The following is a 15,293-nucleotide window of genomic DNA, read 5'->3' as shown; positions in this document are numbered from 1 at the left end:
GACTAAAAGAGCTCCCTACATCGATGAATTACTTGCATTTTCTGTTTGCTTTGTCTCACTATCCATCAGAGCCAAGGGGTTTTTAATAAAAAACTGGAGAAAACGTTCTGCTTTGTTAATTGCAGGCCCGGTATAACGCCCTGTTTCATACACGGTTTTATTTTCTTTTAACTTAGTAATTAATCGCTGTGCCGCTTCCAGTTTTGTTTCAATAGGATCGTGATTTTGATCCAATTCTCGCATTTTAGTTAAAAATCGAGTAAGTACTCGATCTTTTTCACCGCCCGTACGACGCTGTAAAAACCATTGCTCTTTTAACGCAGAACAACGAACTTCTATAGGCGCTACAATTAGCTTTAATTGATAGTTTTTGAAAAGTAATCCACCCTCTTTATTTTCATTCGCCTTAAGTAATGCTTCTTCTATATTTTCGGCTGCATCCTCGGTTCCAGAAAACAGCGGCTCTAATACAGTAGACCCTACTTGCAGTGTCGCCATGTAACATTGGCGGGAGCTCCAAAAAATCAACTCCATTAAACGAACGAGTAATGCGGTAGTAGTGGCTGCGGTAACTGAGGTCACTTGTTGCACTGTGCCACCGAAGGATTGCAGCTCAGAAATATTAGTTTTACCAATATACTCTCCCCCTTTAAGCACAATAAAATATACGGCATAAACAGCAAGAATTTCTTCTGCAAAAGCAATAGTACCTATGCTTACTAAAAGTATGGGGATAAACGATAATAAAGCCTTAATTGCAGTAGGCTTGATTTTTCCTATTTCATCATAATAGCCTATAGACTCATTTAATAATCCTAACAGGCTATTATATAAGCTTCGTTCATTATAAGTTCTCGCCTTTGACGATAAAATTTCTAACCATTTCTTAAGATCATTCTTGTTTGTTATCTCGCCAAATGTCAGCTCTACAAAATTTTCAGGGTTCACTAAGCGTTGATAGCAATTTTCAAAAGTTCGTTTACATAAACCATCATTCAAACCTTTAGATAATTGGTGCTCAAGCCATACCAGCTCAGGTAATTGAGTAGGCGAGTGCTCAAAAAAACTGGATAATTTATCATACATCGTTCCAATTTGCTTCTCTTCTGCACCCTTATGCAATAACCATTGATTAAGCAGTAAATTAAAAGACCGTTCTAAATCAAAAAGTTGCTCTTCAGTTAAATTATTATTCGGAGTTTGGGATTCCTGCTCTATGCTAAGAGAAGGATATGTAGGTTGTTCCCCATCCACAGGGCTAATATGGATTTCATTAGAACTTTGTTCGGCAATGAGCTTATCTAAAGATGCGGACTTTTCCGGTTTATTTATATAAATTCCCTTTTCCTGATCGTATTTAGCATAAACCTCAACTAAAGATTTTAAATCAGCTTCTATATTCATAATCACTCCTTGAAAAACCTAAGAAGCACTGCTAACGCTTCTTAGGCGAAATCAATTAGATGCTGTTTTTATTTTGCTCGAAGTAATAGACCACTGCATGCCATTTTGAACACAGCAAAAGATCTCCTGCTTACTACCAGTCAAACTAGTTAAATAATTAACAGTCCCTAAGATTGTTGTCCGCTTAAAATTAAAGGCTTTGAATCAATGCAGCCTTTTTCCTCAAACCAATTTTTTTGTTTTAGATAATGAGTATAAAAGCCAACTACTAATACCGTTAAATAAAAACCTGTCATCACATCACTCAGATAATGATAATACAATAACACTCTAGATGCTGCGACTAAGAGTGCTGCCCCAAGTACTGCATAAAAATAACGGGGGAACAAAACACCAAGGCCTACAGCCAAACTAACTACCGTTGTGGTATGTCCCGAAGGAAAAGACCAATAGTACTTACCCATTTTAAACCAATAAAAACCAAACTCATTACTGCTAAATAATAAATCAGGGCGAGCGCGGCTTAAGGCAACTTTAAAAACAAAACAGACTAAGTTGGCAATAAAAACACATCCTAATAAATACCATGCTCTTGCTTCAGATACCGGATTGGCACGCACATAACGAAAATATATCCCTGCTGCAAAAAATAAAACAATGTAGGCAATCCATTGTCCAAAGGCGGTTAAAATACTTAAGGCTTGTATATTCGTTCTTAAATCCAATTGATGGAAATAAGTAGCCAATGCCTTATCAACAAAAATATAGGACAATACGACCAAAATTGCATAAAGGGCAATTACCCATGGTTTTTTCATAAACTCAAATGTTTTTTCAAATTGTGTCATCAATCAAATTCCTCTTACTTAAAGCTAAATTCCTGTTATAACATCAGTCCTTGAGCCAACATACTTAAAACCAGCTATCATCATTTTCTGCATGCAAACGCTTCATGGCGGGTTCACTCAAATACTAAGGAATCATCGTCACTACTGTCGTTCGTCATGCTCTAAAAATAATAAAGCACATAACCCTGCCACATGAATGTTATTAAATACTCACACCAGCCCGGTTCTCCTAACTGCGGTATAATAAGCGCAATAATTCTATCTGTCCTTTATTTTTTGATCTTTTTATGTAATTAAGTACTGGTTATAAATGCAACGATAAGACGATTTAAATCCATTAGCAAATGCGGTCAGAAACAATCAAGAGCTTAATGCTTCATGAGGTACTGTTAAATAAACCTAATTCAAGAATTCCACGCAGTTTCCATTAATGAAACTGCGTAGGATGACGTATCGGTATTTCTTATTTTACTTGTTATTACAACACAATTGGTTAAAATCATCATACACTAACTAGCACATAGTTTTTAATGCCAGAATTTACCCTAATCCAGCAAGTATGTATTTGGGCCCTTCCCGTCTTACTTGCAATCACCTTACATGAAGCTGCTCATGCCTATGTCGCTAATCTTTGTGGTGATACTACCGCGAAAATGTTTGGGCGTTTAAGTTTAAACCCGATTCGTCATATAGACCTGATTGGAACCATACTCATACCAATCCTGGTTGGTGTATTAACTAGTTTTCAATTCGTAATTGGTTATGCAAAACCTGTGCCGATTAATTGGAGTCGGTTTAAACACCCACGGCGCGACATGATTCTTGTCACTCTGGCAGGACCATTTGCTAATATTTTTATGGCTTTCTTATGGGCGGCTGCTTTTAAAATTGCTACCTTTCTTAGTCCAGAAACCTCTATGCCAGCGCTCTTTTTGTTAATGAGTGCTCGTGCGGGAATGGTTATTAATATCGTATTGGCTGCATTAAACCTATTACCTTTACCCCCGCTTGATGGAAGTCGAGTGGTAAGCAGCCTTTTACCTCCCAGACAAGCAATGGCCTATGCGCAAATAGAACCCTATGGATTTTATATTTTGCTCCTTTTAATGGTTACCGGTCTTTTGAATTACATTATGGCCCCTCTTATTAACATCGGTTTTTTTGTATTAAGTACAATTTTTAAATTATGAAGGTTTTAGCTGACGCCTCACTACCAGGGCTAGAACAAGCTTTCCCTAAGCCCTTTTGCCTGACTCTCTATACCCAGGCTGATGAAATTACATCTTTGCTTGCAGAGCAAGATGTTCTTTTGTGCCGAGCTAATTTAAAAGTAAATTGCGATTTATTAAAAAAACATCAATTACGTTATGTCGCCACAGCCAGCAGTGGCAGCGATCATTTAGATAAGCAGTGGTTAGCCTCCCAGCATATTCAGGTTATTGATGCTAAAGGCTGCAATGCTCGTGCTGTTGCCGATTATGTTGTATCTTGTCTAGCCTATTTGCAACAACAGCAACTTATTCAAGGAAACCATGCCGGGATTATTGGTTTTGGCGAAGTAGGCACCAGAGTTCAAGCAAGGTTAGAAGCAGCTGGTTTTGCTACGACTGTTTATGATCCATTAAAAGGGTTAAATACTCAACTTAAAGAATTGCATCATGTAGATCTTTTATGCATCCATGCTGAATTACATGATGCTCAACCCCATCCAAGTCGCAATTTAATTGATCAACAATTCCTAAGGCATTTAAAATCTGGCTGCGTCATTATTAATGCAGCCCGTGGAGGCATTGTTGATGAACCAGCCTTACTTAATTTGGGCGATAAGTTTATTTATTGCACTGATGTTTATCTTGATGAGCCCAATGTTAATCAAGACATTATTGAAAAAGCCACTTTATGCACTCCGCATATTGCTGGTCATAGCCTTGAGGCTAAATATAGAGCGGTCACTATGGTTAGTGAAGTATTGCATCAAATTGCTGGATTGCCTTTGCCCAAATTTGCTCATCCTACACTAGGTGAGCTAAGGCATTTAGACCCCAATAAAACTTGGCAAGAGCAGATTTTATCCGTGTATAACCCCTTTGCAGAAACAATGCGTTTGAAACAGGCTAAAAATCTGGAAGAAACCTTTTTGCAGTTGAGAAAAAATCATCAGAAACGCCATGACTTTCAGCTCTATGCGCACGCGGGTTTGGATATGCAAACTACCGCGTTGCTTGGATGCTCGGTGCCAACGTTGTAAGCCCAGCAGAATTAGGCATTCTCTCGTAACCGGCGAACAACCTCCTGGTCTGAAAATGCATGCTTTACTGTACCAATTTGCTGGTAAGACTCATGCCCCTTACCTGCAATTAAAATGATATCATCATCATGCGCTTTTTTAAGAGCATAAGCAATTGCCTCTTCCCGGTTTTCTAATTGCTTCACGGAAGCCGATGAAGAAACTCCCATAGCAATCTCGGCAATAATTGTTTGCGGATCTTCAGTGCGTGGATTATCACTGGTAATAACAATTTCATCGGCATGATCACTAGCTATTTCCCCCATAATCGGACGCTTGCTTTTATCACGATCTCCTCCACAACCAAACACCACCCACAGCTTACCCTTTTTTATCTGCCCTAAAGTTACTAATGCATTCTTTAAAGCGTCAGGAGTATGAGCATAATCAACAAGCACATAAGGAGCACTGCTTACTATTTCCAATCGTCCTGGAGCTGCCTTCAATTGGGACATGACTTGTACCACTTGCTCAGGCGCATAACCCGTAGCTAATAAGCTGCTAAATACAGCTAAACTATTATAGATATTAAAAGCACCTAACGCTTTAATATGCAACTGATGCTGTCCCCATGGAGACTCTACCCCAATTAAGGTTCCATTAATATCCATGTGCCAATTAAGTACTTTGACATCACTGTTCGGGCCCATACCATAGCTTAGTTTTCTCACATGCGGCTTTATTGCTGCAGTCATGAACTTTTGGTACTCATCATCTTGATTAATAATTGCCCATTGTAAGGATGCTCGCGCAAATAAAGTTGCCTTTACAGCGGCATAATTTTCCATCGTATGGTGGTAATCCAAATGATCTAAAGTTAAATTGGTGAAAATAGCTTGATTAAACTCAATCGCATCAACTCGGTGTTGAGCCAAAGCATGAGATGAGACTTCCATACATACTTGTTTTAAGCCTTGGCTCTTATATTGAGCAAATAACTTTTGCAAAAATAATGAGTCAGGGGTTGTATTATCTAATGGTTTAAGATGATGCACTTCCCCCTGTCCAATGGTTCCAATATAAGCAGCACCTTGGCCAAGTAATGAATGGGCTTGAGCTAATTGATAAGCAATTGTTGTCTTACCATTAGTCCCAGTAATTCCCGTAAACGTTAGCGCCTCGTCTGGATTCCCATAAAAAGCTTTAGCTATATAAGCTAATTTAGTAGCCAAATCAGGAATAGCAATACAGGGGACATTAGGAGCTATCATATCTGGAAAATCAGTAGGTTCAAAAAGTACCGCTACAGCACCCGCTGCCACTGCCTTATGAATAAATAAACGCCCATCCGCAGAGGCACCAGGGTAAGCTACAAACAAATCACCTGGTTGAACTTGTCGGCTGTCATTTTGAATACCTGTGATTGTGCAATCTACAATTTTATATGTTACCCAAGGTGCTAACAATTGGCTTAGTTTCATGGTAGTCCCATTAGTTTAAACGTTATCCTATAGCTTCATCGGTAGGGATATTAAACAACCGTAATGCGCCCATCATCACTTTAGAAAATAATGGAGCAGCAACAGCAGCAGCGTAATAACCTTTTTTGGAAGGCTCATGAATAATAACCACTACGACAAATTTGGGTTTAGAAACAGGTGCGATGCCAATAAAGCTTGCCGTATATCTGCGATCTTTATAACCGTCTTTACCTGCCACGCGCGCGGTTCCTGTTTTACCGGCTACTCGATATCCAGGCACCCTAGCCGATTTACCTGTACCATCTTTCCCAAGTACGGCTTCCATCATGGCTAAAACTTGTTTTGCCGTTTCCGCTTTAATTACTTGTACACCGGTAGTTGGCGGATCATTGTGAATTAAAGTAACTGGAATTAATCGACCATCATTAGCGAAAATCATATGTGCTTTCGCTAATTGCAACGCAGTTACCGATAGCCCGTAGCCAAAACCTAGCGTTGCTAAAACGAATGGATTTGCGTCTTTCACTTTAACAATATTTCCGTCACTTTCTCCAGGATAGGTGCTTTCCGTGCGTTGCCCAAAACCACAACGCTGTAATAAACCAATTAATTGTTCTGGTGGGCTGGCTAGAACCATTTTAGTCACCCCAACGTTACTTGAGTGTTGCAAAACACCAGTTACATCAAGCACTCCATAGTTATGGATGTCACGTACTACATGACCATGCACCGACATCCAGCTAGGATTCGTATCAATAATAGTCGAGGGGCTATATAAACCCGTTTCTAAAGCACTGGCTATACTAAAGGTTTTCATGACCGAACCAGGCTCGAACGTATCTGTTGCCGCCCTATTTCTATAAGTATCCTTATCATAACGGCCACGTGAATTGGGATTATAGGAAGGCACATTTGCCATTGCTAAAATTTCTCCATTTTCAGTATCCACTACTACTACCGAACCTGATTTCGCACCAAACTCCTCTACAGTTTTACCCAGCTCACTGTAGGCCAAGTACTGTAGGCGTCTATCGATACTTAAGACTATATCACGACCCGGACGTGGCTCTTTGACGACATTCAACTCCTCAATAATACGACCCAGTCGATCCTTAATAACACGCTTTTTTCCTACAACACCTTTTAACCAATCCTGATAGGCTAATTCAATGCCTTCTAAACCTTGATCATCGACGTTGGTAAACCCTAATAACTGGGAAATACTATCTGAATCAGGATAATAACGTTTAAATTCTTTTTGAAAATTAACTCCAGGGATTTTCAGTTTTTCAATTTGCTTTGATAAGGCAGGCGGTAATTGCCTCTGCAAATAAACAAATTCGCGATTATCATTTTGCGCATCAACTATTTTCCTGCTTAACTGTTTTGGAGTCAGGTGCAAATATTCTGCTAAAGACATGAATTGTTCTTCATCAGGAGAGAATTCTTTAGGATTAACCCAAACAGATTCGACAGGAGTACTTATCGCTAAAGGCGCTCCATGGCGGTCGGTAATCATGCCGCGGTAGGCAGGAATATCCACGGTACGCAAGCTGCGCGCATTACCCTGTCCTTGCAAAAACTGTCGATGCAAAACGGTCAAATCAATCATGCGCCAAATCAAAATAAGCGTTAATAAAATAAAAAACGCAGAGACAATAACCAATCTGTTCAGATGGCGTGATCTTTTCATAGGTAACTACTCAAATTATTATTATTGTTTAATCTTGACCTGATGATTTGCATATAATGTCCTTATTCAGAACAGACAGCATGACAATCCTGATGCTTAAATGAATTTTAGCTGGTTTTTCAATCCATGCTACTTTTTCTAGTATTAAGCGGTCACAAAATAAGTCGTGATGGTACTCGCTTAACACGAAAACTTCCAGACCCTAATGGTTTGTTGTCATGGGCTTGGACTCTGGGTTGCTTCACCTCGTTCGCAACGACAACAATTTTCTTAATATACCTTTAACTAGAATGTAGGCTGGGCTGTAAAGCCCACCATTGGAACCTGCTGGCTGGACTTAGCAACCCAGCCTAATCCGCTTATGGTTGTCCTTGCAACCAAAAAGTATTTTTAGTTGTTGGTAGAACCATTCCTAGCTTATCACTAGCTAAATCCTCTACTCGTGCTGGAGTGGCAAGACTTGCTTGTTCAAGCAATAACTGCCCCCACTGTAGTTGCAAATAATGAGTTTGTTGTTCTTGTTGTTCTACCTGGCTAAACGTCGAACGATATGAGTTCGTGCTGTAAACCACGGCTAATGCACTTATTAATACGGCAACTACTAATATGATTAACATATACGATGACTTTGACATCTGCATATCTGCCAGTTGACCATTAAATAAAGTACCTTGATTAATCACTTTCGCTGCAGCGTTCATGCTAATTTCTCCCCTATCCTGAGTACGGCACTTCTAGCTCTGACGTTTTCTTTTACTTCTTTTTCCTGCGGCATTATTGCTTTACCTATTCTCTTAAAATTTGTCTTTAACTCTTCATAACGAATTGGTACTTCTGGAGGTGGCCTTTCTCCTTGCTCCTTGTTCCGCATAAACTGCTTCACAATGCGATCTTCGAGAGAATGGAAGCTGATTACTGCTAATCGTCCTCCTGGCGCCAACACCTTAAGACACTGCTCTAGACAACTACTTAAATCATTTAACTCTTGATTCACATGAATGCGAATCGCCTGAAACACTCGGGTTGCTGGATGTTTATGCTTTTCCCACTTGGGATTTGCTTCCTTCACTATTTCTGCCAGCTGCAATGTTGTGGTAATTGGCGCATTATTTCTCGCAGTAACAATTGCCCGCGCAATCCGGCCAGCAAAACGCTCCTCTCCATACAACCGAAAAATTGTTGCCATTTCGTCTGCTTCAGCATTATTGACAAAATCAGCAGCACTCATGGGCTGTGAGAGGTCCATGCGCATATCCAAAGGACCTTGCTGCATGAAACTAAACCCACGTTCCGGATTATCAAGTTGCGGTGAAGATACTCCTAAATCCAGCAAAATACCGTCTACTTTACCTAGCACTCCTGCCTCAGTAGCAAAAGCTTCTATCTGAGCAAAAGAGCCATGAAAAATATGAAAGCGTTGATCTTGGCCAAAACGTTCTTTTGCATGAGCAATCGCATCTAAATCTTTATCAATCGCATACAGACGACCTTTGGCATCTAAGTGGCTTAATATTTTCTGGCTATGGCCACCGCGCCCAAAAGTTCCATCAAAATAAATACCGCTACTGTTAATAGCTAAGCCTTCTATTGACTCGTCGAGTAGCACTGATTGATGCATTGCCATTTTTGTTTCCATTACAAAGAAAACGTTTTCATTTCTTCGGGTAATCCAGAATCACCTGAACTTTCCTCGGCCAACCACTCTTCGCGTCGGATATCCCAAAGTTCCTTACTCCAAACTTCAAATTTATTTCCTTGACCAATCATCACCACATCTTTTTCCAACTTTGCATAATTTCTTAAAACCGTAGGAAGTAACACTCGGCCATTTGCATCTACTTCAACATCAGTAGCATGCCCAATAAGCAAACGTTGAATTCTGCGTGCAGCGGCATTAAAGCTAGGCAACTTCTGTAAGTTATCTTCAATAATTTGCCACTGCGCGGCGGTGTAGAGCAACAAACAGGTTTCTTCGGTATCAATGGTCACTACCAAAGGAATTTTTTCCTCAGCACCTAAGGCAGAACGATAGCGCGTAGGTATCGCTAAGCGTCCTTTAGTGTCTATGGTGATGGCGTTTATTCCCCGAAACATGGTTCTCTCTATTTATGTGAAGATTTTCACCTCCACAATTCTCCACTTTTTTATTATTTTACTCCACTTTTATACACTATAGAAACACATTTCTACACCCGTCAAGCGAAAAACCCACTTTTATGGCAAATTATTTGTAATTTTTTTGAGCGCACAAACAAGATGAATAAAAACAATACAATAGAACAATAAGCTATTCAGCGTGGTATTTTATGCTGCATGGTTTATGGGGATATAATAATGCGGATGCTCCCATGGCCAAGCCATGGAAGCGAATACAGAGGATTAATTCCTTTTAGCGGTAAATGAGGTGGCTGCCTCATCTTTTGGCGCAGAAGAAGATGTTTTGCTCTGTTTCGAAGCAAATTGCGTTTGTGAAACAGAACTAATCCTCACTGGCTTTTCTTCTTTTGCCTTCTCTTCTTTAGGTTTTCCTATTTTAGGCGCCTGTTTTTTTACTGGCTGTGTAGGTTTTGTTAAGGTTGGCGTTTCCTGGCCTCTACTGTTTAAAAGTTCTGTCACTAAGGTAGGATCCAGTTTGTTGTAGTCTATTGTTACCGTTTTGACCGTTGATGGTATAGCCTGCATAATTGCCATCAACTCCTCTTTATTAAAGCTCGAAAGTCCATTATTATTTAATGACAAATACTTTACACTTTCTGGTATATAGCTTAAAACATAACGCAACGCCTTAAGATTTTCCTCCCCGCTTGGATCTAAATTATTAAGACGGTTACTATTTAAGATAAGAGTCCTCATTCCCTTAGATAACTTAAGAATCAAACCCACTCCTAACCCAAACTCGTTCAATTTCATTGAGCTAAAGTCCATCTCGATAAATTGCTCTTTATCAATGTTGCCTATCATATGCGCTAGTTTTTTAAATCCCATGTGATGCAATTGGCGGGTCAGTTCATCACTAGAGGCAAGGTACTGGATGGCCCTACGTTTTACATCGATAGCAAAAAAATTATGCATCATATAATTGGACATATGCCATTGAACTTTAAAACGCAGATCATCTTCCTTGGGTACTTGTTCTCCAAAAGTCTGGAAACGGTCCTCTTCACTATAAGTCAGGCCGCTTTGTTCGACAAAAGGCATAAATAAGGTTGCGTACAATGATTTAGAATCGAAACTGGAATAGTCATAGCCGAAGAGTTTTTTCTTGAGCTGACTTTTAGGATCAAAAAATACACCTTTCTTTGGTTCACCCAGCAAATCGCCTGTATTTATTACCTCAATATTTTTGGCGGAAAACCCTTTACGGCCTGACAGTTGCGCCATAACAATTAAGGCGGTCCATTGATAAGCCAAATCACTCGCATCTTCGACTCGCCCCCGTAGTTTAATGATTTTATCCTGCGGGACCTCATCTCCTGGTTTTATATTATAAGTATCAAAAAAAGAGGCCATTTTCATCTGTGCGAAAACCAATGCACAGTGCATCCGCAACTGTTCATTACCTTTTTTATCTTCAGGAAGGGCTTTGAATTTAGGCATAATAATTCCTTTAACTGTTTTTGGACTTTGCTACGTATCTGTATTTACATCCAATCATTAAAATAACTCATTGCATCACTCATAGGTTCTGCTTAAAAAAACAGCATATTTTATGATGTATCCCCGTAAAAGGAAAGTATATTTTATGATTTTCACTTTTTCTTAAATATAAGAAATTGATATAACTATAAAAATTATTCATGCATATCATACATGATTATAGCTTGTTGTTGGGCTATTTATGAGGGAATAATCAACAGCAACTGTCTGGAAATAAAATTCAAACAGTTGCGCTGTATTTAATAATTCATCAAGGCTGCTAAACGAATACCTTGAAGAACCAGATCAGGTACCAGGTGATCATATAAATCTTGCTTATCAAATAAAGAAGCAAAACCACCCGTCGCTAAAACCAGGGCTTTACTTGCACCAAAAGCCTCCTGGTTCATACGCTGAATTAATTCACGGCAAGCGCCAAGCGCTCCATGATATACCCCTGATTGAATACTCTCTATAGTAGAGCGTCCAATCGCATTATCTATTTTGATAATTTCTACGGCAGGCAATTTTGCGGTGTTTTTCGATAAGGCATCAACAGACAATCGTACTCCAGGTAAAATGGCTCCCCCTAAATATGCCTTCTGTGCATTAATAGCACAAAATGTGGTTGCAGTGCCAAAATCAATTACAATAATATTTTGATTAGGATAGCTATGCGTTGCTGCAATGGCATTAGCAATTCGATCGGCGCCAACTTCCACAGGATTTCGATATTTAATGTTCAATCCCGTCTTTACGCCCGCTTGCAGTAAAAAAGGATCGATAGAAAAATACTTAAGACAAGCGGCACGTAATGAATAATCAATTTGAGGAACTACCGAGCAAATACCAATTTTACTGATTGCCTCAGGAGAACAACCATTTTCCCGTAAGACACTTTTTAAGAAAATCCCTAACTCATCCGAAGTGCTCACTTGTGACGTATGACGGAAACGAATTTTAATCTCATCTCCATCGAATACACCACCATATATATGGGAATTGCCCACATCAATACAAAGAATCATTTAGTTATACCTGCTTTAAAAAATTTATGTGATTCTAGTCTTCTTAGGAGAATAAAAAAAGCCCCGCATTAGCAGGGCATAGAGTGGAGATACTGCATGTTACAACTCCTGGTAAACTCCTTAGCGAAGGAATTTATATTTATTCGTACAACTTAACTTGAGGTTCAACCTACCTTCTAATTAGTTTAGTAGGGTTTTACAATTACAGTAGTACCAACATCAATAAAATCTTGGTTCAGCCATTTTGCAGCACTGGGTAATACGCGTATGCATCCATGACTTGCATTATAGTTAGGTACTTCATAAGCCGCATGAATTGAATAACCACCATGGAAGTGCATGCAATAAGGCATTCTGGCTCCGCCATGAGTTTCAAGGGGATAAATACTGGAGGTACAATCCTCACCTTTTTTCGAATAAACATGATACGTACCAGTCACTGTACGACATGGTTTACCTGCATCTTCACAGAAATCTTTACCACCAGATGCGCTACCTGTATTTACTCTGTTTCCATCAGCATCATAGGCAGCCCATGCAGTTGCTTTTGGGTCAAAAATAAAAACTTTTTTACCGGTTGCTACTCGTTTTTCAGGAAAGTGATGAGCTCCACGATGATCGTTTGCCATGCTTTTTGTGTAATGGGTATAACCCGCATCATCGACTACAGGTACCCCCCCATCCATAGAAGAACATGATGCAGCCAATGCGCAAACTGGTCCTATAAGTAACATTTTTTTCATTTTTTTCTCCCTCTTTTTTCTTATTTATCGGGAGAATCAAAAATAGGTTTAGGCTTTTTTGTAAATTTTTTTTACTTTTTAATCATTTTGTGATTATCATGTTCATTTTATTTGGTTTTTTCTTTTTGCTGTGGAAGCATAAATTGGATAGCTAACTCCAGTTGTTTGTCCGTACATTCAAAGCACCCTCCGCGAGGCGGCATTGCATTTAATCCTTCATCAGTATGCTGGAACAAAATTTTCATCCCTTGTTTTAGACGTAATTTCCAATCCTCTTCCTCACCCGCTCTGGGTGCCCCAACAGGAATAATAGGTTTAGTTGCATGACAATTGACGCAAAAATGATTATAAATCTGCTCGCCCTCATTTTTAGAGCCACTCACTGATTGTAGAAAGTCTTGAGGGCGATGACTGTCTGCATGCACCTGGGGATAAGCAAAAAAACCAGCAATAGTACCTAAAATAATAAAATACTTGAGCATGTTATAAACTCCTTAATTTGCTACTCTGTTTGCTGTATGATTCAAAAAAATATTACAGGGACATTAGGGATATTGTTGTGAAAAAGAGCATACTAAGCATTTTACTATTTTTTGCAAGCACAGGAGCTTTTGCCGAGCCAACTCAGTCGCCTGAGTTATTAACTCAAAAAATTGAACTGTACGTGCTCAAACAATTAGCCTCTCATAAAGAAGGACGTATTCACGTTTCCGCCGATAAAATTGATTCTCGTTTAAGTTTGAAAGCCTGTGCGGATGATCAATTGGTGGTATTTAATCCTTATAATACCCCTATTTTAGAAACGAGCACGATGGGAATTAAGTGCCAGGAGCCTGAGAATCATTGGTCTTTATATGTACCAATTCGCATCATCATTCTAAAAACTGTCTTTGTAGCAAGTCGCAGCCTAATGAAAGGGGAGCGGATTACTGGGAATGATATTTACCAAACTGAAATGGATATTCACAAATTAAAACATGGCTATTTCAATGATATTGACGACTTAGTTGGTCAAGTTTGTAAACAAAATATTGCAGTTAACCATCCTTTTAATCCAACCAACATTGAATTACCCAAAGTTGTTAATAAAGGAGAAAAGGTTTCTATTGTAACCGGCAATAATAATTTAACCATTAGTATGGATGGCATCGCCGTTACCGATGGTTCCTTAGGGGAAACCATTAAAGTACGAAATTTAAGCTCAAAAAAAATAGTTGAAGCCCAAGTTTCCGGAAAAAAAAGGGTAACCGTAGTTTTTTAAGCTAAGAATATATTTTTTAATAAAAAAATCATAAAATTAAGAAAATTTACTAAAGTATTTTCTTTAGCTGCCGATAACGCGTTTACTGATGCAATTTTTAGGACTGGTAACTATGGGTCATCAGTATGGAATAAACACCAAACAACGTGAGGATAAGTTTATGTTTAATCAAATTAGTGATGCTACTCATGTGAAACCTATAGAGTCAGACAATCGTTTGAAAAGTAAACAGCTGGAAATTAATAAAATTTTAGCTGAAGGTTCTTCATCATTTGATGACAGCGTTAGCATCAGCAATACCACTAAACAGCTTGAAGCAATTAAAAAATCATTAGATACAGTTCCTGAAGTTAACGAGGCTCGGGTTCTCTATTTCAAAGCTGAAATAGAAATAGGTAATTACCAAATTAATAGTGACAAGATTGCAGCAAAAATGTTAAATAATACAGAAATGGCGTAATTTTTAAGGTAGTTACATGAATAACGACAAAGTAAAAGCATTATGCAAGCATTTAGAACAAGAAATTTCTTGGGTTGAATCACTTAATAATTTATTAGCCGAAGAAAAAGGATTTTTGGAAACTCGCCAGTTTGCTCAAATGGAAGAGTGTGCCAGTAAAAAGCAGGACTTGTCCAACAAGCTAGAAGACAGCGCAAAGCAGCGTATGGAGCTAATCAATTCATCGAATCAAGCAATTAACGCAGCAGATGCCCTAAATGCTTTTCTTAAAGAATGCCCTGAGGCTGAAATAAACCAAGTAAAAACCTTAAATAACAAACTAGCCCATGCCTTAACTCGTTGCCGTGAATTAAACGCTGTAAATGGCCAAGTGATTGCGAATAACCTTTATGTCCGTCAAGAGCTTGTCAATGCCCTTTCGGGGAATAAGCCTGATGCAGTGAAGGTTTATAATGCTCATGGTAACCTATCCTCTTCAAACGATACGAATCGCCATCACGAAGAGGCTTAGT

The 15,293-nt window shown here is 39.0% G+C and carries 16 protein-coding genes; 5 read left to right on the top strand and 11 right to left on the bottom strand.

Annotation, left to right across the window (positions count from 1 at the left end; genetic code table 11):
* Positions 1 to 15: 15 nt before the first annotated feature.
* Both BN3124_RS09730 and BN3124_RS09725 read right to left on the bottom strand, forming a co-directional pair.
* Complete coding sequence (locus BN3124_RS09730; protein WP_058534611.1) at positions 16 to 1,404, bottom strand: hypothetical protein; 1,389 nt, start codon at positions 1,402 to 1,404, stop codon at positions 16 to 18.
* 167 nt (positions 1,405 to 1,571) lie between these two features.
* The gene (locus tag BN3124_RS09725; RefSeq protein WP_058534610.1) at positions 1,572 to 2,252 is read right to left on the bottom strand and encodes a phosphatase PAP2 family protein; all 681 of its coding nucleotides are present in this window, start codon (positions 2,250 to 2,252) and stop codon (positions 1,572 to 1,574) included.
* Positions 2,253 to 2,782: 530 nt separating this feature from the next.
* Here BN3124_RS09725 and BN3124_RS09720 point away from each other — a divergent pair.
* Together BN3124_RS09720 and BN3124_RS09715 are read left to right on the top strand one after the other, a co-directional pair.
* A complete protein-coding gene (locus BN3124_RS09720) occupies positions 2,783 to 3,442 on the top strand; it encodes a site-2 protease family protein (protein WP_058534609.1) in 660 nt (219 codons plus the stop codon).
* Positions 3,439 to 4,500: an NAD(P)-dependent oxidoreductase gene (locus tag BN3124_RS09715; RefSeq protein ID WP_058534608.1), complete on the top strand. Its 1,062-nt coding sequence runs from the start codon at positions 3,439 to 3,441 to the stop codon at positions 4,498 to 4,500. Before BN3124_RS09720 ends, BN3124_RS09715 begins: the two co-directional genes overlap by 4 nt.
* Positions 4,501 to 4,511: 11 nt before the next feature.
* Here BN3124_RS09715 and BN3124_RS09710 read toward each other — a convergent pair whose 3' ends face one another.
* From BN3124_RS09710 to BN3124_RS09670, 9 genes are all read right to left on the bottom strand, one after another.
* Positions 4,512 to 5,960: a UDP-N-acetylmuramoyl-L-alanyl-D-glutamate--2,6-diaminopimelate ligase gene (locus BN3124_RS09710; protein ID WP_058534607.1), complete on the bottom strand. Its 1,449-nt coding sequence runs from the start codon at positions 5,958 to 5,960 to the stop codon at positions 4,512 to 4,514.
* A 22-nt stretch (positions 5,961 to 5,982) separates the two neighbouring features.
* Positions 5,983 to 7,653 (bottom strand): peptidoglycan D,D-transpeptidase FtsI family protein, encoded by a 1,671-nt coding sequence (locus BN3124_RS09705; protein ID WP_058534606.1) that lies wholly within the window; start codon positions 7,651 to 7,653, stop codon positions 5,983 to 5,985.
* 359 nt (positions 7,654 to 8,012) lie between these two features.
* Positions 8,013 to 8,354, bottom strand: coding sequence for a cell division protein FtsL (gene ftsL, locus BN3124_RS09700; protein WP_058534605.1), 342 nt, complete (start codon positions 8,352 to 8,354; stop codon positions 8,013 to 8,015).
* Complete coding sequence (rsmH, locus tag BN3124_RS09695) at positions 8,351 to 9,277, bottom strand: 16S rRNA (cytosine(1402)-N(4))-methyltransferase RsmH (protein ID WP_058534604.1); 927 nt, start codon at positions 9,275 to 9,277, stop codon at positions 8,351 to 8,353. Before rsmH ends, ftsL begins: the two co-directional genes overlap by 4 nt.
* Before the next feature lie 11 nt (positions 9,278 to 9,288).
* A complete protein-coding gene (mraZ, locus tag BN3124_RS09690) occupies positions 9,289 to 9,747 on the bottom strand; it encodes a division/cell wall cluster transcriptional repressor MraZ (RefSeq protein ID WP_058534603.1) in 459 nt (152 codons plus the stop codon).
* A 285-nt stretch (positions 9,748 to 10,032) separates the two neighbouring features.
* Complete coding sequence (locus BN3124_RS09685) at positions 10,033 to 11,250, bottom strand: leucine-rich repeat domain-containing protein (RefSeq protein WP_058534602.1); 1,218 nt, start codon at positions 11,248 to 11,250, stop codon at positions 10,033 to 10,035.
* A gap of 299 nt (positions 11,251 to 11,549) precedes the next feature.
* Positions 11,550 to 12,317: a type III pantothenate kinase gene (locus BN3124_RS09680; RefSeq protein WP_058534601.1), complete on the bottom strand. Its 768-nt coding sequence runs from the start codon at positions 12,315 to 12,317 to the stop codon at positions 11,550 to 11,552.
* Between the two features lie 185 nt (positions 12,318 to 12,502).
* Positions 12,503 to 13,060, bottom strand: coding sequence for a L,D-transpeptidase (locus tag BN3124_RS09675; RefSeq protein ID WP_058534600.1), 558 nt, complete (start codon positions 13,058 to 13,060; stop codon positions 12,503 to 12,505).
* 107 nt (positions 13,061 to 13,167) lie between these two features.
* Entirely contained in the window at positions 13,168 to 13,542 is a 375-nt protein-coding gene (locus tag BN3124_RS09670; protein ID WP_058534599.1) for a c-type cytochrome, read from the bottom strand.
* A 77-nt stretch (positions 13,543 to 13,619) separates the two neighbouring features.
* Between BN3124_RS09670 and flgA the strand changes: the two genes are divergently transcribed.
* The 3 genes from flgA to BN3124_RS09655 all read left to right on the top strand — a co-directional run bounded on the left by flgA (position 13,620) and on the right by BN3124_RS09655 (position 15,292).
* On the top strand, positions 13,620 to 14,321 hold the full coding sequence (gene flgA / locus BN3124_RS09665; protein ID WP_058534598.1) for a flagellar basal body P-ring formation chaperone FlgA: 702 nt from the start codon (positions 13,620 to 13,622) through the stop codon (positions 14,319 to 14,321).
* Between the two features lie 160 nt (positions 14,322 to 14,481).
* The gene (flgM, locus tag BN3124_RS09660; RefSeq protein ID WP_058535867.1) at positions 14,482 to 14,781 is read left to right on the top strand and encodes a flagellar biosynthesis anti-sigma factor FlgM; all 300 of its coding nucleotides are present in this window, start codon (positions 14,482 to 14,484) and stop codon (positions 14,779 to 14,781) included.
* Positions 14,782 to 14,797: 16 nt separating this feature from the next.
* Positions 14,798 to 15,292, top strand: coding sequence for a flagella synthesis protein FlgN (locus BN3124_RS09655; protein WP_058534597.1), 495 nt, complete (start codon positions 14,798 to 14,800; stop codon positions 15,290 to 15,292).
* Position 15,293 lies beyond the last annotated feature (1 nt).

The sequence above is a fragment of the Legionella saoudiensis genome, from assembly GCF_001465875.1.
Classification (GTDB): Bacteria; Pseudomonadota; Gammaproteobacteria; order Legionellales; family Legionellaceae; genus Legionella; species Legionella saoudiensis.
The sequence above is the reverse complement of the archived record's forward strand: the minus strand, read 5'-3'. Positions and strand labels throughout refer to the sequence as shown.

Coding starts and splice junctions, on each gene's coding strand:
- BN3124_RS09730 (WP_058534611.1), bottom strand. CDS start 1,404: ATGAATATAGAAGCTGATTTAAAATCTTTAGTTGAGGTTTATGCTAAA.
- BN3124_RS09675 (WP_058534600.1), bottom strand. CDS start 13,060: ATGAAAAAAATGTTACTTATAGGACCAGTTTGCGCATTGGCTGCATCA.
- BN3124_RS09680 (WP_058534601.1), bottom strand. CDS start 12,317: ATGATTCTTTGTATTGATGTGGGCAATTCCCATATATATGGTGGTGTA.
- BN3124_RS09655 (WP_058534597.1), top strand. CDS start 14,798: ATGAATAACGACAAAGTAAAAGCATTATGCAAGCATTTAGAACAAGAA.
- flgM (WP_058535867.1), top strand. CDS start 14,482: ATGTTTAATCAAATTAGTGATGCTACTCATGTGAAACCTATAGAGTCA.
- mraZ (WP_058534603.1), bottom strand. CDS start 9,747: ATGTTTCGGGGAATAAACGCCATCACCATAGACACTAAAGGACGCTTA.
- BN3124_RS09710 (WP_058534607.1), bottom strand. CDS start 5,960: ATGAAACTAAGCCAATTGTTAGCACCTTGGGTAACATATAAAATTGTA.
- rsmH (WP_058534604.1), bottom strand. CDS start 9,277: ATGGCAATGCATCAATCAGTGCTACTCGACGAGTCAATAGAAGGCTTA.
- ftsL (WP_058534605.1), bottom strand. CDS start 8,354: ATGAACGCTGCAGCGAAAGTGATTAATCAAGGTACTTTATTTAATGGT.
- BN3124_RS09685 (WP_058534602.1), bottom strand. CDS start 11,250: ATGCCTAAATTCAAAGCCCTTCCTGAAGATAAAAAAGGTAATGAACAG.
- BN3124_RS09720 (WP_058534609.1), top strand. CDS start 2,783: ATGCCAGAATTTACCCTAATCCAGCAAGTATGTATTTGGGCCCTTCCC.
- BN3124_RS09715 (WP_058534608.1), top strand. CDS start 3,439: ATGAAGGTTTTAGCTGACGCCTCACTACCAGGGCTAGAACAAGCTTTC.
- BN3124_RS09725 (WP_058534610.1), bottom strand. CDS start 2,252: ATGACACAATTTGAAAAAACATTTGAGTTTATGAAAAAACCATGGGTA.
- BN3124_RS09670 (WP_058534599.1), bottom strand. CDS start 13,542: ATGCTCAAGTATTTTATTATTTTAGGTACTATTGCTGGTTTTTTTGCT.
- BN3124_RS09705 (WP_058534606.1), bottom strand. CDS start 7,653: ATGAAAAGATCACGCCATCTGAACAGATTGGTTATTGTCTCTGCGTTT.